Source organism: Curtobacterium sp. JUb34 (assembly GCF_003755065.1).
Taxonomy (GTDB): domain Bacteria; phylum Actinomycetota; class Actinomycetes; order Actinomycetales; family Microbacteriaceae; genus Curtobacterium.
In genome coordinates, this window is record NZ_RJVH01000003.1 from 440,808 (window position 1) to 462,169 (window position 21,362).

Consider the following 21,362-nt stretch of genomic DNA (forward strand, 5'->3'; position numbering starts at 1 on the left):
CGTGTCAGCGGTCGATCCAGGCGGTGCCGAACCAGGGCGTCGAGACGGAGGTCGTCTGGATGCCGTGCACGGCCGAGCGCACCAGGAAGTGGTTCTGCTGGTCGTACAGGGGGAGCACGGTGTCGCTCGCGAGGATCGCCTTCTGGGCCTGCTCGTACAGGTCGGCGCGCTCGTCGGCGTCCGAGGTGCGGGCCGCCTGCTCGAGCAGGGTGTCGAGCGCGGGGTCATCGAGCTGGGCCAGGTTCGCGAAGTAGCCGGACGGCGCGGGCTCGATGCTCGCGCTGTCGTACAGGATGCGCAGGACGTCGGGGCCGACCTTCGTGTACGGGGCGCTGACCACGTCGTACTCGTTCGCCGCGAGGGCCGCGTACCAGCTGGACAGGTCGAGTTCGTCCAGCACGACCTTGAACCCGACGGCCTTCTCGGACGCCTGGATCTGCTGGAACAGGCTGCGCTCGGCCGGCACCGACTGGTTCGTCGACACCGGGAACGTCACGGTGAGCTGCTGGCCGTCCTTCTGCCGGATGCCGTCCGACCCGACCGTCCAGCCGGCGTCGTCGAGCAGCTGCTTCGCCTTGGTGGGGGAGTAGTCGAACCGGCTCTTCTCCGAGTACGCCAGGGGCTCGGCGCTCGAGAGCACCGAGTACGAGCGCTTCGCGGTACCGAGGAACAGCGACTGCAGGCCCGGGTCGATCTCCGCGCCGGCGATGAAGGCCTGGCGCACGGCCTCGTCGCGGAACACCCCGTGCCCGGAGTTCAGCTCGAGACGGTTCGAGGCGCCGGGGCGTGGGGCGTCGAGGTCACGGATCGCGCCCTTCGCCGACGCGGCCTTGAGCTGGTCGGGCTGCGCGTTGTCGATGACGTCGACCTGGCCGGACTGCAGCGCGGCGTAGCGCGAGGTGGAGTCGGGCAGGAACCGCCACGTGATGCCGGACAGGCGCGGCTTCGTCTTCCCCCAGTAGTCGGTGTTCTTCGTCAGGGTGACGCGGTCGCCGTGCTTCCAGCCGGTCACTTCGAAGGGCCCGGTGCCGACGGGGGACTCGCAGTTCGTCGCCTGCTTGCGCTCGAGTGCCTTCGGGGACTCCATGCCGACCCAGGGCTGCGAGAACGACTCGAGCAGCGCGCTGTCCGGACGGCTCAGCGAGAGCGTCACGGTGTGGTCGTCGGTGGCGGTCGCCTTCGTGATGGACTGCAGCGCGAGGTAACCGGTGCTCGACGCGGTGGCCGGGTCCTGCACGTGCTCGATGTTCGCCACGACGGCGGCGGCGTCGAACGGGGTGCCGTCGGTGAAGGTGACGTCGTCGCGCAGCGTGAAGGTGAGGGTCTTGCCGTCGTCGCTCGTGGTCCACTTCGTCGCGAGCTCGGGCGTCGGCTCGCCGTCCTCGAGCCCGACGAGCTCCTCGATGTACTGCGTCGCCAGGAGCGCCTGCGGGTAGTTGCCGCCGACGTGCGGGTCGAGGCAGGTGGGCTCGGCGTCGCCGGACGCGTACGTCAGGGTCCCGCCGCTCACCGGCTTGCTGCTCGTGGTGCTCGTCCCCGCGCCGCTGCAGGCGGCGAGGACGAGGACGACGGCGGTGGCGCTCGCGACGGCGGCGACGGTTTTCTGTACTGAGTCCAAGATCATGGCTGGACGAGTCTAGCGGTTTACTGGGGCCCATGGACGAACCGATCCGCCGCGGTGGGCGGCCCCGACGCTCGAGCGCCGAGGTCCTCGCGGACGCCGCTGCCGAGCTGTTCCTCGAGCAGGGGTACGGACGCACCACGGTCGACCAGATCGCCGTGCGTGCCGGGGTCAGCCGAGCGACGTTCTTCAACTACTTCACGGCGAAGTCCGACGTCATGTGGCTCGAGCTCGACGCCGCAGTGGCGGGGCTGCCCGGGTACCTGGCGTCCTCGACCGAGGCGAGTGCGGTGCGTGCGGTGGAGCAGGCCCTGCTCGCTGCGGCCCGGGCCCACGACCCCGAGCGGGTGCCGTGGGCGGTCGCGCAGGCCGAGGTGATGGGCATCGGATCCGAGCTCGTCGCCGGCGTCGCCGTCCGGGTGATGGCGCAGCACGGGGCCGTCGCCGCCTTCGTGGCGGGGCGCACGGGGGAGCAGCCGGGGTCGCTCTGGCCGCAGACCGTGTCGGGCGCGATGCTCGGTGCCGCCGCGGCGGCGTTCGGGGTGTGGGTCGCCGACGGGGTGGCGCGCCGGCCGCTCGTCGAGTACGTCGCCGCAGCGCTGACGCCGGTGGTCGCGGGCCTCGACGTGCGCTGACGCGCGGACGCTCACTCCGTGCGCAGGGTCCCCGCGCCGCCGGACGCCACGTCCGAGGCCGTCCCGTCGCGCACGACCTCGGGCACGTCGTCGTCGGTCGGCACCAGGGACTCGTCACCCGGGTAGCTCAGGGTGAGGACGGCTTCCTCGATGTAGGGGCTGTCCTCGAGCGACTTCTCGACGTCGCGCAACCGCACCGCGACGTGCTCCTCGTTCTCGTTGCCCGTCAGGTCGACGGCGGCGACGAGGTACACCCGCGACGGTCCGACGAACTCCAGGTGCAGGTAGGTGACGCGTTCGACCTGCGAGCGGCCGAGCAGCTCGACGAGCACGGCGTTCTCGAGCTCCGGCGACGTGCTCTCGCCGAGCAGGAAGCGGCGGTTGCGGTCGATGAGGACGATCGCCACGACCCCGAGCAGCACGCCGATCGCGATGGACCCGATCGCGTCGAAGACCGCCAGGCCGGTGACCTGGTGCAGGAACACCCCGAGGAACGCGACGACGAGGCCGATGAGCGCGGCGGCGTCCTCGGCGAACACGGCTCGCAGCGTCGGGTTCGAGGACTGCAGCACGTGGCGCAGCACCGGCACCTTGCGCTTCGTCGCGGCACCGTGCGCCTGGCGGTACGCCTGCAGGAAGCTCGTGCCCTCGAGGCAGAAGGACAGCGCCAGCACGATGTAGTTGAGCAGGACGTCCTCGGCCGGGCCGGTGTCCCTGAGCTCCGAGATGCCGTGGTAGATCGACACGATGGCGCCGGCGGTGAACAGGCCGAACGCGGCGAACATCGACCAGATGTACGTCTCGCGCCCGTAGCCGAGCGGGTGTGCGGTGACGCGCTTCCGCGCGCCCCGTCGTTCGGCGACGAGCAGGAAGACCTCGTTGCCGGTGTCCGCCCACGAGTGTGCCGCCTCGGCCACCATCGATGCCGAGCCCGAGAGGAGCGACGCGATGGTCTTCGCGATCGCCACGAGCAGGTTCGCGCCGAAGGCGATGATGACGGTGAGGGAGGACTCCGGGCGTTCGCCGGAGGCAGAGTCGTCGGGCATCCCTCCAGCATGCTCCGGTCCGCTAAACTCGTGTCACACGAGCGTCGATCCGGCCATCACCGGGGAGCTCCCGGAAGAACGCGGTCCGCGCGAGCGGCTCGTCAGTAGAACCGGGCGGACCGGGCCGCGCCGAACCCGAACACGAGCGGTCGTGACGCGCCGAACAGCGCGCCGCGGCAAGCGAGGTGGTACCGCGGAGTCCGCTCCGTCCTCGTGGTCCGAGAACCGGCAACCCACAGGAGCCCCGCGGTGCGCTACCCCTTGAACCGTCCCGACGAGCACGACGGCGCCGCAGGCGTCGTCCCCTCGCCGTCCTTCCCCGCCGTCGAGCGGGGGATCCTCGCCTTCTGGAAGGGCGACGACACGTTCCAGGCGTCCATCGACCAGCGCCAGGGGTGCGACGAGTGGACCTTCTACGACGGCCCCCCGTTCGCGAACGGCCTGCCGCACTACGGCCACCTGCTGACCGGGTACGCGAAGGACGTCTTCCCGCGCTACCAGACCATGCGCGGCAAGCAGGTGCACCGCCGCTTCGGCTGGGACACCCACGGCCTGCCCGCCGAGCTCGAGGCGATGCGCCAGCTCGGCATCACCGAGAAGCACGAGATCGACGCCATGGGCATCGACGTGTTCAACGCCGCCGCCAAGAAGTCCGTCCTGCAGTACACCGACGAGTGGCAGCAGTACGTCACCCGCCAGGCGCGCTGGGTCGACTTCGAGGACGACTACAAGACGCTCGACACCACGTTCATGGAGAGCGTGCTGTGGGCGTGGAAGCAGCTCTGGGACAAGGGCCTGGCGTACGAGGGCTTCCGGGTCCTGCCGTACTGCTGGAACGACCAGACGCCGCTGTCGAACCACGAGCTGCGCATGGACGACGACGTCTACAAGATGCGCCAGGACCAGTCCGTCACGGTCTCCTTCCCGCTGCACGGCGACCGCGCTGCCGCGCTCGACCTGACCGGTGTCCGCGCGCTCGCCTGGACGACGACCCCCTGGACGCTGCCGACGAACGCCGCGTTGGCCGTCGGGCCTGCGGTCTCGTACGTGGTGCTCCCTGCGGGGCCGGGAGGCGCGGCTGACGGTGCCGACGCCGGTTCCGTCCACTACCTGCTGGCTTCGGACACCGTGGCCGCCTACGCGAAGGACCTCGGCTACGAGAGTGCCGAGGACGCCGCTGCCGCGGTCGTCCGCACCCTGACGGGCGCGGAGCTCGACGGCGTGGAGTACGAGCGCCTGTTCGACTTCCTGGCCGATGCCGAGGGCATGGAGCACGCCTGGCGCATCCTGGTCGCCGACTACGTCGAGACCGGCGAGGGCACCGGCATCGTGCACCAGGCCCCGGCCTACGGCGCCGACGACCAGGAGGTCTGCGCCGCAGCCGGCATCCCCGTCGTGCTGTCGCTGGACGAGGGCGGTGTGTTCACCTCGCAGTTCGGCGAGGTCGCCGGCATGCTCTGGTCCGACGCGAACAAGCCGCTCACCAAGGCCGTGCGCGACGCCGGGCGCCTGCTCCGCCAGGCGTCCTACGAGCACAGCTACCCGCACTGCTGGCGCTGCCGGAAGCCCCTCATCTACAAGGCCGTGTCGTCGTGGTTCGTCCGGGTCACGGAGCTCCGTGACCGCATGGGCCAGCTGAACCAGGACATCAACTGGGTGCCGGACAACGTCAAGGACGGCCAGTTCGGCAAGTGGGTCGGCAACGCCATCGACTGGTCGGTCTCGCGCAACCGCTACTTCGGTACGCCGATCCCGGTGTGGCAGTCGGACGACCCCGAGTACCCGCGCACCGACGTGTACGGCTCGCTCGCCGACATCGAACGCGACTTCGGTCGCCTGCCGCTGAACGCCGACGGCGAGGTCGACCTGCACCGCCCGTTCATCGACGACCTGACCCGTCCGAACCCCGACGACCCCACGGGGAACTCGACGATGCGCCGGATCACCGACGTGTTCGACGTCTGGTTCGACTCCGGGTCGATGCCGTACGCCCAGGTGCACTACCCGTTCGAGAACCGCGAGTGGTTCGAGTCGCACAACCCCGCCGACTTCATCGTCGAGTACATCGGGCAGACCCGTGGCTGGTTCTACGTCATGCACGTGCTGTCCACGGCGCTGTTCGACCGGCCGGCCTTCAAGAACGTCATCAGCCACGGCATCGTCCTCGGCTCGGACGGCCAGAAGATGTCGAAGTCGCTGCGGAACTACCCGGACGTCTCCGAGGTGTTCGACCGCGACGGTGCGGATGCCATGCGCTGGTTCCTGATGTCCTCGTCGGTGATCCGCGGCGGCAACCTCGTCGTCACCGAGGAAGGCATCCGCCAGGGCGTCCGCGAGTTCATGCTCCCGCTGTGGTCGACGTACTACTTCTTCACCCTGTACGCGAACGCCTCCGGGCCGGACGGCTACCAGGCCACCCGCCGCACGGACAGCACCGACGTGCTCGACCGCTACCTGCTCGCGAAGACCCGGGTGCTGGTGTCCGACGTGCAGCAGCACCTCGACGCGCTCGACACCCCGCTCGCGGCCCAGGCCGTCCGCGACTTCGCCGACGTGCTGACGAACTGGTACGTCCGCCGGTCGCGCGACAAGTTCTGGACCGGAGCCGACGGCGTGGCAGCGGACGACGCCCGTGCCGCGTTCGACACGCTGTACACCGTGCTCGAGACCCTGACCCGTGTGGCGGCCCCGCTCGCCCCGCTCGTCACCGAGGAGATCTGGAAGGGCCTGACCGGCGGTCGGAGCGTGCACCTGACGGACTTCCCGGACGCGGCCGAGTTCCCCGCCGACGACGCCCTCGTCGCGGCGATGGACCGCGTGCGCGACGTCGCCTCGAAGGGCCTCGCGCTCCGCAAGGCGACCGGCAAGCGCGTCCGGCTGCCGCTCGCCACGCTCACCCTCGTGGTGCCGGACCCGGCGGCGGTCGAACCGTTCGCCGACATCCTGCGCGACGAGCTGAACGTCAAGCGGGTCGTGCTCGAGGCTCAGGCCGAGGAATCCCTGGCGCAGTACGGCATCGAGCGGAAGCTCACCGTCAACGCCCGTGTCGCCGGTCCCCGGATCGGCAAGCAGGTGCAGCAGGTGATCCCGGCCGCCAAGAAGGGCGACTGGACCGCGACCGAGTCCGGCGTCACCGTCGGCGGTGTCGACCTGGTCGAGGGCGAGTACACGCTCGACCTCACCGTCGCCGACCCGTCGGTCGCCGTGGCGTTCCTCGACGAGGGCGGTTTCGTGGTGCTCGACACCGTGACCACGCCCGAGCTCGAGGCCGAGGGGCTCGCCCGCGACGTCGTCCGCGCCGTCCAGCAGGCCCGACGCGACGCCGACCTGGACGTCAGCGACCGCATCGTCCTCACCCTCGGGGTCGACGAGGCCGCCGACGCGTCGGTGCGCACCCACCAGCAGCTCATCGCGGGGGAGACCCTGGCGACGAGCGTCGAGATCGTGCCCCTCGGGGCAGGCGCCACCACCGATGTCGGTGACGGCGCGAAGGTGACCGTGGAGGTGTCACGCGCATGAGCGACGACGACCAGTACGACGAGCACGACCAGCACGACGAGGACGGCATCCGGATCCCGGTGGGTCCGTCCGGTGACACCCCGCTCGAGGCCGTGCCGTACGGCGGTGACGACGACGAGGTCAAGCGCGTCGAGGCCGCCCTGTACGCCCGGATCGGCGAGCAGTCGCCCGAGCACCGCCTGACCGCGACCCGTCGCGCCGTCGAGCTGCTCGGCGATCCGCACCTGGCGTACCCGGTGATCCACATCACCGGCACGAACGGCAAGACCTCGACGGCTCGGACGACCGAGAGCATCGTCCGTGCGCACGGTCTGCGCACCGGCCTGATGACGAGCCCGCACCTGGTGTCGATCCGGGAGCGCATCGTCATCGACGGCCAGCCGATCGCCGCCGAGCGGTTCGTCGAGAACTGGGACGACATCGCCCCCGTCCTCGAGCTGACCGACCAGGAGCTCACCGACAGGGGCGAGTTCCCGCTCACCTTCTTCGAGGCACTGACCGTGCTGGCCCTGGCCTGCTTCGCCGAGGCGCCGGTCGACGTCGCCGTGATCGAGGTCGGCATGGGCGGCGAGTGGGACTCCACGAACGTCGTGCAGAGCCAGGTCGCGGTGTTCACCCCGATCGCCATCGACCACGCGAAGCAGCTCGGCAGCACCGTGGCGGAGATCGCCCGCACCAAGTCCGGGATCATCAAGCCGTCGTCCGCCGTGGTGTCGAGCGAGCAGGTCCCCGAGGCCCTCGTGGAACTCGAGCGGGCCGCCGAGCTGACCGAGTCGACCCTGGCCGTCGAGGGCACGGGTTTCTCGGTGGTCGACGTCACCCCGGCCGTGGGCGGTCAGCTCATCACCGTGCAGGGGATCGCCGGCCGCTACGACGACCTGTTCCTGCCGCTGTTCGGCCGGCACCAGGCGCACAACGCGGCCGTCGCGATCGCCGCGGTCGAGTCGTTCCTCGGTCGGGGCACCCAGGCGCTCGACGAGGACGTCCTGTCCGAGGGCCTCGCCGGCGCCACGAGCCCCGGCCGCCTGCAGCCGATCGCCACCGAGCCGACCGTGGTGGTCGACGCGGCGCACAACCCGCACGGCGCCAAGGCCCTGGCCGAGGCCCTGCCGGTGGCGTTCCCGTCCGAGCACGTCGTCGGCGTCGTGGGGATCCTCGGCGACAAGGACGCCCGCGGGTTCGTCCGCGCGCTGAAGGGCACCGTCGAGACCTTCGTCGTCACGCAGCCGCCGGGGGATCGTGCGCTCGACGCGGACGCCTTCGCGAAGGTCGTCGTGGACGAGGTCGGCGCGGACCGTGTCGTCGTCGAGCCGTCGCTGGCCGCCGCGCTGCAGCAGGCACGCGACCTGGCGGACGAGGCGGACGCCGAGGACGCCCTCGTGCTCGTCGCGGGCTCCATCGTGATGGTGGGTGCGGTCATGGACCTGGTCCACCGGGAAGGCGAGACGAAGTGACGGACGCACCACGTGCCTCCCGGCCGGGGCGTCCACCGCGCACCCGGAAGCCGCGACGCGACCGCGGGGCACAGGAGAGCCTGCTGTCGATCGCGCTCGTGCTCGAGGCGATCATGTTCTTCTTCCCGATGCTCGTCGTGTTCGGCAAGGGGACCCTGCCGCCGGCCCTGGCGTTCGGCGGCGGCATCGGTGCGATGGTCGTGCTGGCACTGGCCTCACGCCTGACCGGCAACCCCGCCGGTGTATGGTTCGGGTGGCTGCTGCAGGCGGCCATCCTCGCCACCGGGTTCATCGAACCGTTCATGTTCGCGGTCGCCGTGGTGTTCCTGGCGCTGTGGGTCTTCTGCTTCGTCAAGGGCGGTCAGCTCGACCGTCAGAACGCCGCGCGCCGGGCCGCCATGGGCGAGGACTGACCACCCCTCCGATCCCGCGAACACACTAGGAGTACTGCGTGTCCGACCTCGAAGAGACCCTCGTCCTCGTCAAGCCCGACGGCGTCGCCCGCCAGCTCACCGGTGAGATCCTCCGCCGCATCGAGTCGAAGGGCTACGAGATCGTCGACCTGAAGATGCTCACCGCGCCGCGCGACCTGCTGGACGCGCACTACGAGGAGCACCAGGGCAAGCCGTTCTTCGAGCCGCTCGTCGAGTTCATGCAGTCCGGTCCGGTCGTCGCCGTGCGCGTCGCCGGCAACGGCGTGATCGCCGGCTTCCGGTCGCTCGCCGGCACCACCGACCCGACCAGCGCCGCACCCGGGACCATCCGTGGCGACCTCGGTCGCGACTGGGGTCTCAAGGTGCAGCAGAACCTGGTGCACGGATCCGACAGCACCGAGTCGTCGGCGCGCGAGCTCGCGCTCTGGTTCGCCTGAGCGACGGGGAGAGCATGACGAACAACGACCGACCCACCAAGAACGAACGTCGTCAGCACGCGCGCGAGGTCTCGCGACAGCGCGCCGACGCCGAGAAGCGCCGCAAGCGCCGCAACAAGTGGTTCCTGCAGGGCGGCATCGGCCTGGGGATCATCGCGATCGCCGCGATCATCACGCTCGTCGTGGTGAACGTGAACAACGCGCCCGCCGTCTCCGCTGCCGGGCCGAAGAACATGGCCACCGGTGCGATCCAGTTCACCGGCGAGGGCGGCGAGGTCACCCCGGTGACCACGAAGGCCGTCACCGCCAAGGGCACCCCGTCGGCGGTCCCGACGTCGAACACCGACGGCGCCGTGGCGGTCACCGAGTACGTCGACTGGGCCTGCCCGGTCTGCAAGCAGTTCGAGGCCGCCTACGCCGACCAGATCCTGGACAAGGTGAAGTCGGGCGACGCGACGCTGGCCATCCAGCCGGTGTCGATCCTCGACCGCAGCTACCAGAGCTCGCGCTACGCCAGCCGGGCCGCGAACGCCGCGATGTGCGTCGCGAACTACGCGCCGGACAAGTTCCTGGACGTCCAGACGCAGTTCTTCGACAACCAGCCCACCGAGGGCACCTCGGGCCTGACGAACGCCGAGATCGCGAAGCTCGTCAAGGCCGGGGGCGCCACCGGGTCGAACGTCTCCGAGTGCCTGTCGACCGAGCAGTTCAAGGGCTGGGTGACCAAGTCCACGAAGCTCGTCACCGCGGACGAGGCACTGCAGGGCCCGCAGGGCTTCGGCACGCCGACCGTGGTCGTGAACGGCAAGCGCCTGGACAACCTCAGCACGGTCATCACCGCGATCGACGACGCGGCGAAGTAGCGCCACCCGCACGAGCGAAGGCCCCCGCTTCCATCCGGAAGCGGGGGCCTTCGCTCGAGTCGGGCGCCTTCGGGTCAGGCGGCGCCACCGTTCTGCTCGACGAAGGACGCGAAGGCGTCGGTGTCGGTCAGGGAGCCGGTGAACTGCTTCCCGTTCACGATGATCGTGGGGGTGCTCGTCACCTTGTCGAGCGACGAGTTCGGGATCGGGTCGTTCATCACCCGGTTCGTGGCGTCGGCGACCCACCCGGCGAAGTGCTGCCCGGTGATGCACGAGGCGACCTTGCTGCTCGTCGCGCCGGCCTTCTTCGCCAGGGACGCCAGCTCGTCGTTCGTGAGCCCCTTGGTGCTCTCGGACGGCTGGTTCTCGTAGAGCGCCGTGTTGTAGGCCAGGAAGGCGTCCGGGTCGTCGTTCGCGACACAGGCGGCTGCTGCCGCGGAGCGCGTCGAGTACTTCGACCCGAGGGACACCCGGTCGAGCAGGTTGAACGGGTGCAGTTCAAGGGTCGCCGAGCCGTCCTCGACCCATTGCTGGATCTGGTCCATCTGCGCCGTCTCGAACTGGTTGCAGTACGGGCACATGTAGTCCGAGTACACGGTGATGTTCGCCACCGAGTCGTCCTGCTTCGTCGCCGTCGGGGTCCCGCCGTCGGGCGTCGCCTTCGTCTCGACGGGCACGATCTTGCCGCTCTGGCCGGTGAACAGGATGCCGTCGCTCGCCATGTTGCGCGGCCCCGGCCCGGCGGGTTGCACCGAGTTCGCGATCACCAGGACGACCACGGCGACGACCGCCAGGCTGCCGACGATGATGCCGCTGATGCCGAGCGTCCTGTTGCGGCGACGTCGCGCCTGTTCCTTCACCCGGGCTTCGCGCGCGCGCTCTCGGGCGGCGTCGCGACGGACCTTCTTGCTCTCGTTCTCGCTCATCGAGATCGAGCGTAGGTGCTGCCCGGACGCCGATCGGGCGTCCTGCCTGGGAAGCGCCCAGGAATTCGGTGACGCGTCATCGACACGTCATCGATGCGTCATCGTCGCCGCATCGGGAACGTCCAGCAGTGGATCAGAAGACCGTGAGGATGGTCGGGAACTTGATGATGATCGTCACGATGATGAACAGGTAGTTCGCCAGCGGGAACGCCCAGCAGAAGGGGAGCAGCACCCGGCCGACGCGCTGGGTCTTCGCACCGAAGCGACCCTGCGCGGCGTTCCAGATCGTGAACACCCAGAACATCGGGATCGTCATCGACCACACGAGCATGCACCAGGGGCAGAGCGCGCCGATGAACCACACGGTCTGGGTGAAGAGCCACGTCACGAAGACCCACGCCAGGAACACGCCGGCGTTGAACGCGATCCAGAACCACCGCGAACCGTTCCGGAAGCCCGCGAGCATCAGCACGGCGACGGCGATCGGCGCGACGAAGCCCATCACGCCGAGCAGCGGGTTCGGGAACCCGAACAGGTGGCCCTGCCAACTGGCCATGACGTCCGAGCAGCTGATGAACGGGTTCACGTCGCACGACAGCACGGTGTCCGGGTCTGCGTACTTCTTGAACTCGTCGAGCACCAGGGAGAACGACCCGAAGAGGCCGACGAACCCGGTGATCAAGAGGAAGACGGCCATCGCGACCGGACGACGGGGGGCAGGCGCTGACGTGCTCACGCCGTCATCATCGCACGCGGGTTCCGGTCCTTTCCGGGAGCGGCGTGCGATACTGGCCGGAGGTCGTGCGGGCAACCGCAGACCGAAGAGAGCTTTCCGGGCGGTGCCCCACGGGGCAGTGTCCGGACGATCAGGTGCGGTGAGAGCGCACCGTGGTCGGGACAGCGTCACTCCGACGCCGAGCCGACCCGGGCCGGGTGCCCGGACCGGAACGGCCGCGGACGCAACGAGAAGTTGACGCAGACCGGTCACGAAGACAGCGAGCGCGGGGCGTCGACGCCACCGCCACAACCAAAGAATTCCCGCCGCCTGACAAGGGTGCGAGTGGGGCCGAGGAGTGCGCCAGTCCATGGTGGAGCAGAACAACGACAACACGACCAACGACGAGAACGCCCCGAAGCGTCGGACCCGCCTGTTCGGCGGACGCCGCGCCCGGTCGTCCGGCCTGCAGGGTCAGGCCGGTGCCGTGCAGGTGCCGGCCGTCGACGAGGCCTCCGCGCTGACGGACGGTTCGTCCGCCGACGCAGCGGACGCGGCCGAGCCGACCGGAGCCGAGACGGTCTCCGTCGCGGTCGAGGCCGTCGCCGCCCAGAGCGCCGAGCCGGACGACGTGAGCACGCTGACCGGCGACCTGCCGGTGGTCGCGGCCGAGCCGACCGAGCCCGCGACCGACGTGACGGAGGCGAGTGGTGCCTCCCGTCCGACGGAGACCGAGCCGACGACCGAGGCGAGCGAACCCGCCGCCCCGGCCGAGCCGTTCGTCCCGAAGGCGACGAGCACGCTCAGCCTGATCTTCCACGCCCCCGTCCTGCCGGAGCTGCCGCGCCGCGCCGCGCGGTACGAGCGCGACGAGGACGACCGTGACGACCGCTTCGACCGTTCCGAGCGCGAGGACCGGTTCGACCGCGAGGACCACGACGAGGAGCCCGGCGGCTCCCGCCGTCGTTCGCGTCGTCGGGGGAGCAGCGCCGACCGCGAGTCCCGTGCGCCGCGCGAACCGCGCGACCACCAGGAGCCCCGCCGCCGCGAGCCCGAGCTGATCACCGAGCCGCAGCGCATCAAGGGTTCGACCCGGCTCGAGGCGAAGAAGCAGCGTCGCCGCGATGGCCGTGACGCCGGACGTCGTCGCCAGGTCGTGAGCGAGGACGAGTTCCTCGCTCGCCGCGAGAGCGTCGACCGTCAGATGATCGTCCGCTCCAGCTCGTCGACGATCGAGATCGGCGTGCTCGAGGACGGCATCCTCGCCGAGCACTACATCACCAAGTCCGAGAACGTGTCGCTCATCGGCAACGTGTACCTCGGCAAGGTGCAGAACGTGCTGCCCTCGATGGAGGCAGCCTTCGTCGACATCGGCCGCGGCCGCAACGCCGTGCTCTACGCCGGCGAGGTCGACTGGAACTCCGTCGACACCAGCCACGGCCGTCGCATCGAGGCCGCGCTCAAGCCGGGCGACAAGGTCCTGGTCCAGGTCACGAAGGACCCGGTCGGCCACAAGGGCGCCCGTCTGACGAGCCAGGTCTCGCTGCCCGGTCGCTACCTGGTCTACGTGCCGAACGGCTCCATGAACGGCATCTCGCGCAAGCTGCCCGACACCGAGCGTGCGCGCCTCAAGAAGATCCTGAAGGAGGTCCTGCCGGAGCACGCGGGCGTCATCGTGCGCACCGCTGCCGAAGGTGCGACCGAGGAGCAGCTCACCCGCGACGTGCAGCGCCTGACCAGCCAGTGGGAGGCCATCCAGAAGAAGGTCGCCGGTGGCCAGGCCCCGGTCATGCTGCACTCGGAGCCCGACCTGCTCGTCAAGATCGTGCGCGACGTCTTCAACGAGGACTTCACGAAGCTCATCATCGACGGCGAGGCTGCCGGCGGCACCATCGACGAGTACCTGTCGGCTGTCGCACCCGACCTGAAGGACCGCGTCGTCCGCTACGAGGGCCCGGACTCCTTCGAGGAGTACCGCCTGAACGAGCAGATCGACAAGGCGCTCGACCGCAAGGTCTGGCTGCCCTCCGGTGGTTCGCTCGTGATCGACCGCACCGAGGCCATGACGGTCGTCGACGTCAACACCGGCAAGTTCGTCGGCTCCGGGGGCAACCTCGAGGAGACCGTCACGAAGAACAACCTCGAGGCCGCCGAGGAACTCGTCCGCCAGCTCCGCCTGCGCGACATCGGCGGCATCATCGTCGTCGACTTCATCGACATGGTGCTCGAGGAGAACCGCGACCTCGTGCTCCGTCGCCTGATCGAGTGCCTGAGCCGCGACCGCACGAAGCACCAGGTCGCCGAGGTCACCTCGCTCGGCCTCGTGCAGATGACCCGCAAGAAGATCGGTGTCGGCCTGCGCGAGTCGCTCGACGAGGTCAACGCGAAGGTCAACGACAACAACGCCGACCCGGGCCCGAGCAAGGGGCGTCGCAAGGGGCGCAGCGGTGCGGCCGGGAACGGCGGCAACGGCGGCAACGGGAACGGCGGCAACGGCGGCAACGGGCACGGCAACGGCGGGGGCAACTCCGGCGGTGGCTCGGGTTCGTCGAACGGGCAGTCGAGCCAGGCGCACCAGATCACGGACGACGTGAAGAACGCGCTGTCCCGGATCGCGGCCTCCACGATCCCGCACGAGGAGTCGCCGGCATCGCCGACCTCGGCAGCGGCCCCGACCTCGGCCGACGCACCCGCAGTGACCGCCGACTCCGCAGACGCCGGCGAACAGCCCAGCGGCTCGAAGCGTCGGCGCCGTGGCGGCCGTGGCGGACGGGGCGGTGAGCAGTCGAACGCTGCCACGACCGAAGCCACCGAGTCGGCATCCACCGAGTCGGCATCCGCCGCGGTCGAGCCGGAGCCCGTCGCCGAGCCGAAGCGCGACGAGTCGAAGCAGGCCGCGCCGAAGCGCGACGAGCCGAAGCAGGCTGCGCGGAGTCAGGCTGTCGACCAGTCGGCGGCTGCCGCTCCTGCTGCTGAGCCGAAGGCCAAGGCCCCGGCCCGCCGTCGGGTCAGCTCCAGCGCGACGGTGACCCCGACCGAGAACACGGTCGCGATCCTGGACATCCCGCTCAACGCCGCACCGAAGCGCGAGCCCCGCCAGGTGGCCCCGGACGCCGAGTCGCTGTTGGACTCCGTGCTCCAGGCGCTGCCGGAGCCGAAGCAGCCGGGCCAGGGCCGTTCGCGGTCCCGCCGCGTGTCGTCGCCGAGCATCAGTGCTCCGGCCACGACTGAGGACGCATCCGGCGACGACACCGACGGCTCCGTCATCCTGGGGAACTGAGCGTGGCGAACCCCGGTGACCCGCAGCAGGATCGTGGGTACTACGGTGCGGGCTGGCAGCAGCCCGCACCGCCCGGACCCGGGGGAGCCGGCGGTCCCGTGCCGCCGTCCGGTGGGCAGCCTGGTGGAAAGCCGCTGCGCGGTGGGCAGCCTGGTGGTCAGCCTGGTGGGCAGCCGCCGCGCGGCGGGCAGCCTGGAGGGCAGCCGCCGCACGGCGCGCAGCCGACCGCCGGGGTGCCCTACGCCCCGCCACGGCCGCCGCGCACGCCGGCCGACCCGCGTCGGGCCTTCGCGCCCGGCGCCTCGGTGAACAACACGGCCGGGGCGCTCATCGCCGTGGTGTCGCTCGTGCTCGTCGAGTTCGTGTCCGGCGTCGTCGGCCTGATCGGGACGTCGCTCGTCGTCAGCCCGTTCGCGCACTACGGTGCCGGTGCGAGCCTCGTCGGCAGCTTCATCGCCGGGGTCTTCCTTGCACCGTTCCCGTTCTACGCCGGGGCCTTCCTGGCGCTGGCGTTCCTGACGCCCATCGCCCGTCGCAGCCCGCTGCCGACGGTGCTGCTCCGAGCGGTGCTCGCCGGCGCCGCGGGGACGATCGCACTCGCGCTCGTCGGCGTCTTCACCGGCGCGTTCGGCGCGATCACCTCGGGCGGGTCCCGCCTGGTCATCGACGTCGTCACGAACCCGCTCCGCAACGGGGTGCCGTACACGGTGATGCTCCTGGCGACCGCCACTGCCGCGTGGCTCTGGCTCGGCCGCCCGCGACGGAACCGCGGTGCAGCGCCGACGTCCGGCCTGCCGGGCACGGTGCGGCCCGCAGACGCCGTCCCGCCCGCGACGGTGCAGCCGGGGCCGCAGCAGCCGCAGCAGGGCCCGTACGGACAGGGTCTGGTCCAGCCGGACCCCCACGGGCAGTACGGCGGTCAGTACGGCGCACAGCCCCGTCCGGACCAGCAGCCGCCGGCCGCGCCGTGGGGTGGTCCAGCGCCCCGCTGACCCCCCCCGGTCGTCGACGCGCGGTCGCTGCACGGTGCGAGGTTCTCCGGGCGGTGCGGCGTTCGCGGCGCGGTGCGAGCCTCTGGCGCCGCACCGAGCCACCAACCTCGCACGCTGCGGCGAACTGCGCACGGTGCGGCCGGGAGGCCCGGTCCGCGCCCGCCACGCGCCTCACCTCGCACGGTGCGACGCCACGTCCAGGGCACGTGCGCACCGTGCGAGGTTCCGGGCACCGTGCGAGCCGCCACACCCCGCACCGAGTCGGGAACCTCGCACCGTGCGTGCCGGACGCACGTGGCCCGCGTCAGTGCGCGCGCTTGTCGCGCTGCGCCACGCGCAGCCCGCTGCGGATCAGCCGCAGCACGAGCTCGCGTCCGGACACCGCCGACGCCCCCGCGGCGACGAGTTCGTCGTACTTCGCGAGCGGCACGTCGTAGTGGTCGTGGTCGAACGCACGACGCGGCACACCGGCGCGTGCAGCGAACGCGTGGAGTTCCGCGTAGGATTCATCACTGACGAGGTGCGACCACAGAGTGTCGTGAGCGGGCCACGTCGGTGGGTCGATCAACACGGTCACCGTGCAAGCGTACGTGTGTCGCCGTTTGACCGGACCCATGGGGATCGAGTATTCTCGATCCCTGGTGTCAGCGGGCCGTTCTGCCTGCGTCGCCGATCGGGCCCGGCCTCCCGGGAGCCGCTCGTGCAGAAGTGGGCACCCGAGACTTCCCTCAAGCAGAGTTACGTAAGGATTTCCACGTGGTTTACGCAGTAGTGCGCGCCGGCGGCCGTCAGGAAAAGGTCGAGGTCGGCACCATCCTGACCGTCGACCGTGTCAAGGCGGACGACAAGGGCAACATCGACCTCGCCCCCGTGCTCCTCGTGGACGGTGACAAGATCACGTCGGCGGCTTCCGAGCTCGCCAACGTGACCGTCACCGCCGAGGTGCTCGACGACCTGCGCGGTCCGAAGGTCATCATCCAGAAGTTCAAGAACAAGACCGGGTACAAGAAGCGCCAGGGTTTCCGCGCTGAACTGACCCGCGTCAAGATCACCAAGATCGCGTAAGGGAGTCAGCTCATGGCACACAAGAAGGGTGCGAGTTCCACTCGCAACGGTCGTGACTCGAACGCACAGCGCCTCGGCGTGAAGCGCTTCGGTGGCGAGGTCGTCAACGCCGGCGAGATCATCATCCGCCAGCGTGGGACCCACTTCCACCCGGGCGCCAACGTCGGCCGCGGTGGCGACGACACGCTGTTCGCCCTCTCGGCCGGTTCGGTCGAGTTCGGCACCAAGGGTGGCCGCAAGGTCATCAACATCGTCAACGCGTAGTCGCGAAGATCAGCTTCAGCGGGAGGGGCGGGCCGAGTGCCCGCCCCTCCTTCGCTTTTCCCGCCGACGGATGCCGTCGGCACAACGCGCTGACGGATCCCGTCGGCACAACGACCTTCCAGGAGTGGAACCATGGCGACCTTCGTCGACCGCGTGACCCTGCACCTCAGCGCGGGGAAGGGCGGCAACGGTTGCGTCTCGGTCCGCCGTGAGAAGTTCAAGCCCCTCGCCGGGCCCGACGGTGGCAACGGCGGTGACGGCGGCGACATCGTGCTCGTGGCCGACCCGCAGGTCACCACGCTGCTCGGCTACCACCGCTCGCCGCACCGTTCGTCCAAGAACGGTCAGCCCGGCATGGGTGACCACCGCAGTGGTGTGAGCGGCGAGGTCCAGGAGCTCCCGCTCCCGATCGGCACCGTCGTGTACGACGAGGCCGGCGAGGTCATCGCCGACCTGACCGAACCCGGGATGCGCGTCGTCGTGGCCCCCGGTGGGCAGGGCGGTCTCGGCAACGCGGCGCTCTCCACCACCAAGCGCAAGGCCCCCGGCTTCGCGCTCCTCGGCACCGAGGGCTGGGCGGGTGACATCAGCCTCGAGCTGAAGACCATCGCCGACGTCGCCCTCGTCGGGTTCCCGAGCGCCGGCAAGTCCTCGCTCATCGCGGCGATCTCGGCCGCGAAGCCGAAGATCGCCGACTACCCCTTCACCACGCTCACCCCCAACCTCGGCGTCGTCGAGTCGGGCGAGAGCCGCTTCACGGTCGCCGACGTCCCCGGTCTGATCGAGGGCGCGTCGGAGGGCAAGGGCCTCGGCCTCGAGTTCCTGCGGCACGTCGAGCGCTGCGAAGCCCTGCTGCACGTCATCGACTGCGCGACGATGGACCCGGGTCGCGACCCGATCAGCGACCTCGACGTCATCCTCGGTGAGCTCGAGCGCTACCCGGTCCCCGAGGGCCAGGTGCCGCTGCTCGAGCGTCCGCAGCTCATCGCGCTCAACAAGATCGACGTGCCGGACGCCGCCGAGCTCGCCGAGTTCGTCACCGCCGAGCTCGAGGGCCGCGGCTACCGCGTGTTCCCGATCTCCACCGCGTCGCACAAGGGCCTGCGTGAGCTGACGTTCGCGCTGGCCGAGGTCGTCGAGCAGGGTCGTGCGAAGCGCGCGGCCGAGCCGGTCGTCGAGCGCATCGTCATCCGCCCCCGCGCGGTCAACGACCAGGGCTTCACGGTCCGTGCCGAGGGCGGCGAGGAGCACCGCTTCTACCGCGTGCGCGGTGCGAAGCCCGAGCGGTGGGTGCAGCAGACCGACTTCACCAACGAAGAAGCGATCGGCTTCCTGGCCGACCGGCTCGCGAAGCTCGGTGTCGAGGACGGCCTGTTCAAGGCCGGCGCCGTCGCCGGCTCGACCGTCGTGATCGGCGGCGACGGCGGCATGGTCTTCGACTGGGAGCCGACGCTCACCTCGACGGCGGAGCTCATCACGAGCGCCCGAGGCACCGACGCCCGCATCGGCGCGACGTCGCGTCCGACCCGCAACGAGCGTCGCGAGGAGTACTTCGAGCGGATGGACGCCAAGGCGGCCGCCCGTGCCGAGCTCGAGCAGGAGCGCGTCGCCGGCCTCTGGGTGAACGACGACGTCGTGACCAGCGACGACCTCGAGACGAGCGACGACCTCGAGACGACCAGCGACCAGAAGGACTGACCGCGGCATGACCGACACGACCGCCCGCACCGACCTCGGACCCGTCACCCGGCGCGAGGACATCCCGCGTGCGCGTCGGATCGTGGTGAAGGTCGGCTCGTCGTCGGTCAGCGGTGACGCCGCCGGTCAGATCGGACCACTGGTGGACGCCCTGTCCGCGGCGTACGGCCGGGGCACCGAGGTCGTGCTCGTGTCGTCCGGCGCGATCGCCACCGGGTTCCCGTTCCTCGGGCTCGAGGGCCGTCCGGACGACCTCGCCACGCAGCAGGCCGCCGCGGCGACCGGCCAGAACGTCCTGATGTTCCGGTACCAGAAGGAACTCGACCGGCACCGGGTCGTCGCGGCGCAGATCCTGCTGACCGCCGGTGACCTGCAGAACCCGACGCACCGGGTGAACGCGCAGCGCGCCGTCGACCGCCTGCTCGCCCTGCGGGTACTGCCGATCGTGAACGAGAACGACACCGTCGCCACGCACGAGATCCGCTTCGGCGACAACGACCGGCTCGCTGCCCTGGTGGCGCGGCTGCTCGGTGCCGACGCCCTGGTGCTGCTGTCCGACGTCGAGGCCCTGTACACGAAGCCCCCCGAGCAGCCCGGCGCCGAGCGCATCGACGAGGTCCCGTTCGGCGACGAGCTCGCCGGCGTCACCTTCGGCTCCGTCGGCAAGTCCGGCGTGGGGACCGGGGGTGCCGGCACGAAGGTCGCTGCCGCACGGCTCGCGGCCGAGGCGGGCACGTCGGTCCTGGTGACCGCCACGGCGCTCGTCGACCGCGCCCTGTCGGGCGAGCACGTGGGCACCTGGTTCCACGCGGCGCCCCGTTCCTGACACGCGTCGTCCCCAGCGGTCGGGAGGCCGGGGTCGCGTCCGTCACACGGGATCGCCTCGGGCCTAGGATCGGTCCATGTCGTCGATCGCGCCCGCCCCGACCCTGACCGACACGCTCGTGGCGGCCCGCACCGCTTCGTCGGCCCTCGCGACCGCGACGACGGCGGTCAAGGACGCCGCCCTCGTGGCGATCGCCGCCGGCGTCCGCGCCGCCACGGACGAGATCGTCGCCGCGAACCACGGTGACCTGGTCGCGGGCGAGGAGAGCGGCCTGTCGTCCGGGCTCGTCGACCGTCTCCGGCTCGACCCCGCACGCATCGAGGCGCTGGCCACCGCGGTCGAGGCCGTCGTCGGTCTGCAGGACCCGGTGGGGGAGCACCTCCGCGGCTCGCTGCTGCCGAACGGCCTGCAGCTGACGCAGGTGCGGGTGCCGTTCGGGGTCGTCGGTGCCATCTACGAAGCACGCCCGAACGTCACGGTCGACATCGCCTCGCTCGCGCTGAAGTCCGGCAACGCCGTCGTGCTCCGCGGTGGATCGGCGGCCCAGCGGACGAACGCGGTGCTCGTGGCCCGCATCCAGGACGCGGTGGAGTCGGTCGGCCTGCCGCGCGAGCTCGTGCAGACCATCGACGAGTTCGGCCGCGCCGGCGCCACGGAGCTGATGCGCGCCCGGGGCCTGGTCGACGTCCTCATCCCGCGTGGCAGCGCCTCGCTCATCCAGACCGTCGTCACCGAGTCACAGGTCCCCGTGATCGAGACGGGTGCCGGCGTCGTGCACGTGTTCCTCGATGCGTCCGCCCCCGAGCAGCGCGCCGTCGACATCGTCCTGAACAGCAAGGTGCAGCGGCCGAGCGTGTGCAACGCCCTCGAGACCCTGCTGGTGCACGAGCAGGCCGCCGAGCGGCTCCTGCCCGTGCTGGCGGACCGGCTCCGCGCCTCCGGGGTCACGCTGCGCGGCGACGACGCCACCCGGGCGATCGTGCCGGGCGTGCTCCGCGCCACCGACGAGGACTGGGCGACCGAGTCGATGGACCTCGACCTGTCGATCCGCGTCGTGCCGGACGTCGACGCCGCGATGGCGCACATCGCGCGCTGGTCCACCCACCACACCGAGTCGATCGTGACGAACGACGTCGACACGGCCGAGCGGTTCCTGGCGACGGTGGACTCGGCGGTCGTGATGGTGAACGCCTCGACGCGCTTCACCGACGGCGGCGAGTTCGGTTTCGGCGCCGAGGTGGGCATCTCGACGCAGAAGCTGCACGCCCGTGGTCCGATGGGGTTGCCGGAGCTCACGAGCACCAAGTGGATCGTGCGCGGGAACGGCCAGATCCGCGGCTAGACTGAACGGCGTCTTTCCCCGACCGAACGGAGCACCGAACGATGACCTTCCTCGCAGAAGCTGCTGAGCACGCCTCCGGGGCCCCGGCGTTCGTGTTCCCGCTCGTCGGTGCGCTGTTCTTCGTCTTCCTGGGCTTCGTCACCTGGAGCTTCCGCGACGTGGCGTACCGCCACTCGCAGAAGTTCGAGGCGACCCGCCACCACGAGACGGGTGTCGACGAGTTCGGCCACACCAAGATCTGATCT

General features: G+C 70.6%; 19 protein-coding genes. 14 read left to right on the forward strand and 5 right to left on the reverse strand.

Annotated elements, in window-relative coordinates; genetic code table 11:
* Nucleotides 1-4: 4 nt before the first annotated feature.
* Nucleotides 5-1,624, reverse strand: a complete 1,620-nt coding sequence (locus EDF63_RS13245; protein WP_123313469.1) for an ABC transporter substrate-binding protein — start codon at nt 1,622-1,624, stop codon at nt 5-7.
* A 32-nt stretch (nt 1,625-1,656) separates the two neighbouring features.
* Here EDF63_RS13245 and EDF63_RS13250 point away from each other — a divergent pair, with 32 nt between their 5' ends.
* On the forward strand, nt 1,657-2,256 hold the full coding sequence (locus EDF63_RS13250) for a TetR family transcriptional regulator (protein ID WP_123313470.1): 600 nt from the start codon (nt 1,657-1,659) through the stop codon (nt 2,254-2,256).
* Nucleotides 2,257-2,267: 11 nt separating this feature from the next.
* Here the strand turns inward: EDF63_RS13250 and EDF63_RS13255 are convergent, their stop codons facing one another.
* Nucleotides 2,268-3,302 carry a cation diffusion facilitator family transporter gene (locus tag EDF63_RS13255; RefSeq protein WP_123313471.1) on the reverse strand — a complete coding sequence of 345 codons (1,035 nt, stop codon included), beginning with the start codon at nt 3,300-3,302 and terminating at the stop codon, nt 2,268-2,270.
* A gap of 249 nt (nt 3,303-3,551) precedes the next feature.
* Here EDF63_RS13255 and ileS point away from each other — a divergent pair, with 249 nt between their 5' ends.
* The 5 genes from ileS to EDF63_RS13280 are packed head-to-tail and all read left to right on the forward strand — an operon-like array spanning nt 3,552 to nt 10,009.
* Nucleotides 3,552-6,821, forward strand: coding sequence for an isoleucine--tRNA ligase (gene ileS / locus EDF63_RS13260; protein WP_123313472.1), 3,270 nt, complete (start codon nt 3,552-3,554; stop codon nt 6,819-6,821).
* On the forward strand, nt 6,818-8,275 hold the full coding sequence (locus EDF63_RS13265; RefSeq protein WP_185021420.1) for a folylpolyglutamate synthase/dihydrofolate synthase family protein: 1,458 nt from the start codon (nt 6,818-6,820) through the stop codon (nt 8,273-8,275). The genes ileS and EDF63_RS13265 overlap by 4 nt, the downstream gene beginning before the upstream one ends.
* On the forward strand, nt 8,272-8,688 hold the full coding sequence (locus tag EDF63_RS13270) for a DUF4233 domain-containing protein (protein ID WP_123313473.1): 417 nt from the start codon (nt 8,272-8,274) through the stop codon (nt 8,686-8,688). Before EDF63_RS13265 ends, EDF63_RS13270 begins: the two co-directional genes overlap by 4 nt.
* A gap of 38 nt (nt 8,689-8,726) precedes the next feature.
* On the forward strand, nt 8,727-9,146 hold the full coding sequence (gene ndk / locus EDF63_RS13275; RefSeq protein ID WP_111084529.1) for a nucleoside-diphosphate kinase: 420 nt from the start codon (nt 8,727-8,729) through the stop codon (nt 9,144-9,146).
* A gap of 14 nt (nt 9,147-9,160) precedes the next feature.
* On the forward strand, nt 9,161-10,009 hold the full coding sequence (locus EDF63_RS13280) for a thioredoxin domain-containing protein (RefSeq protein ID WP_123313474.1): 849 nt from the start codon (nt 9,161-9,163) through the stop codon (nt 10,007-10,009).
* 74 nt (nt 10,010-10,083) lie between these two features.
* Here the strand turns inward: EDF63_RS13280 and EDF63_RS13285 are convergent, their stop codons facing one another.
* Together EDF63_RS13285 and EDF63_RS13290 are read right to left on the reverse strand one after the other, a co-directional pair.
* Nucleotides 10,084-10,935 (reverse strand): thioredoxin domain-containing protein, encoded by an 852-nt coding sequence (locus tag EDF63_RS13285; protein WP_123313475.1) that lies wholly within the window; start codon nt 10,933-10,935, stop codon nt 10,084-10,086.
* Nucleotides 10,936-11,068: 133 nt separating this feature from the next.
* Nucleotides 11,069-11,671 carry a vitamin K epoxide reductase family protein gene (locus EDF63_RS13290; protein WP_260233111.1) on the reverse strand — a complete coding sequence of 201 codons (603 nt, stop codon included), beginning with the start codon at nt 11,669-11,671 and terminating at the stop codon, nt 11,069-11,071.
* Between the two features lie 349 nt (nt 11,672-12,020).
* Between EDF63_RS13290 and EDF63_RS13295 the strand changes: the two genes are divergently transcribed.
* Together EDF63_RS13295 and EDF63_RS18725 are read left to right on the forward strand one after the other, a co-directional pair.
* Complete coding sequence (locus EDF63_RS13295) at nt 12,021-14,930, forward strand: Rne/Rng family ribonuclease (protein WP_123313477.1); 2,910 nt, start codon at nt 12,021-12,023, stop codon at nt 14,928-14,930.
* A 2-nt stretch (nt 14,931-14,932) separates the two neighbouring features.
* Nucleotides 14,933-15,922 carry a hypothetical protein gene (locus EDF63_RS18725; RefSeq protein WP_185021438.1) on the forward strand — a complete coding sequence of 330 codons (990 nt, stop codon included), beginning with the start codon at nt 14,933-14,935 and terminating at the stop codon, nt 15,920-15,922.
* A gap of 304 nt (nt 15,923-16,226) precedes the next feature.
* On the opposite strand, the gene EDF63_RS13305 is transcribed toward EDF63_RS18725, so the two are convergent.
* Complete coding sequence (locus tag EDF63_RS13305) at nt 16,227-16,499, reverse strand: DUF4031 domain-containing protein (RefSeq protein WP_123313478.1); 273 nt, start codon at nt 16,497-16,499, stop codon at nt 16,227-16,229.
* Nucleotides 16,500-16,678: 179 nt separating this feature from the next.
* Here EDF63_RS13305 and rplU point away from each other — a divergent pair, with 179 nt between their 5' ends.
* From rplU to EDF63_RS13335, 6 genes are all read left to right on the forward strand, one after another.
* Nucleotides 16,679-16,987, forward strand: coding sequence for a 50S ribosomal protein L21 (gene rplU / locus EDF63_RS13310; RefSeq protein ID WP_123313479.1), 309 nt, complete (start codon nt 16,679-16,681; stop codon nt 16,985-16,987).
* A gap of 12 nt (nt 16,988-16,999) precedes the next feature.
* Nucleotides 17,000-17,251: a 50S ribosomal protein L27 gene (gene rpmA, locus EDF63_RS13315; RefSeq protein WP_071257351.1), complete on the forward strand. Its 252-nt coding sequence runs from the start codon at nt 17,000-17,002 to the stop codon at nt 17,249-17,251.
* Nucleotides 17,252-17,383: 132 nt separating this feature from the next.
* A complete protein-coding gene (gene obgE, locus EDF63_RS13320; protein WP_123313480.1) occupies nt 17,384-18,949 on the forward strand; it encodes a GTPase ObgE in 1,566 nt (521 codons plus the stop codon).
* 7 nt (nt 18,950-18,956) lie between these two features.
* The gene (gene proB, locus EDF63_RS13325) at nt 18,957-19,775 is read left to right on the forward strand and encodes a glutamate 5-kinase (RefSeq protein ID WP_260233112.1); all 819 of its coding nucleotides are present in this window, start codon (nt 18,957-18,959) and stop codon (nt 19,773-19,775) included.
* Nucleotides 19,776-19,851: 76 nt separating this feature from the next.
* Nucleotides 19,852-21,117: a glutamate-5-semialdehyde dehydrogenase gene (locus EDF63_RS13330; RefSeq protein ID WP_123313481.1), complete on the forward strand. Its 1,266-nt coding sequence runs from the start codon at nt 19,852-19,854 to the stop codon at nt 21,115-21,117.
* A gap of 41 nt (nt 21,118-21,158) precedes the next feature.
* Nucleotides 21,159-21,359 (forward strand): hypothetical protein, encoded by a 201-nt coding sequence (locus EDF63_RS13335; protein WP_111084539.1) that lies wholly within the window; start codon nt 21,159-21,161, stop codon nt 21,357-21,359.
* Nucleotides 21,360-21,362 lie beyond the last annotated feature (3 nt).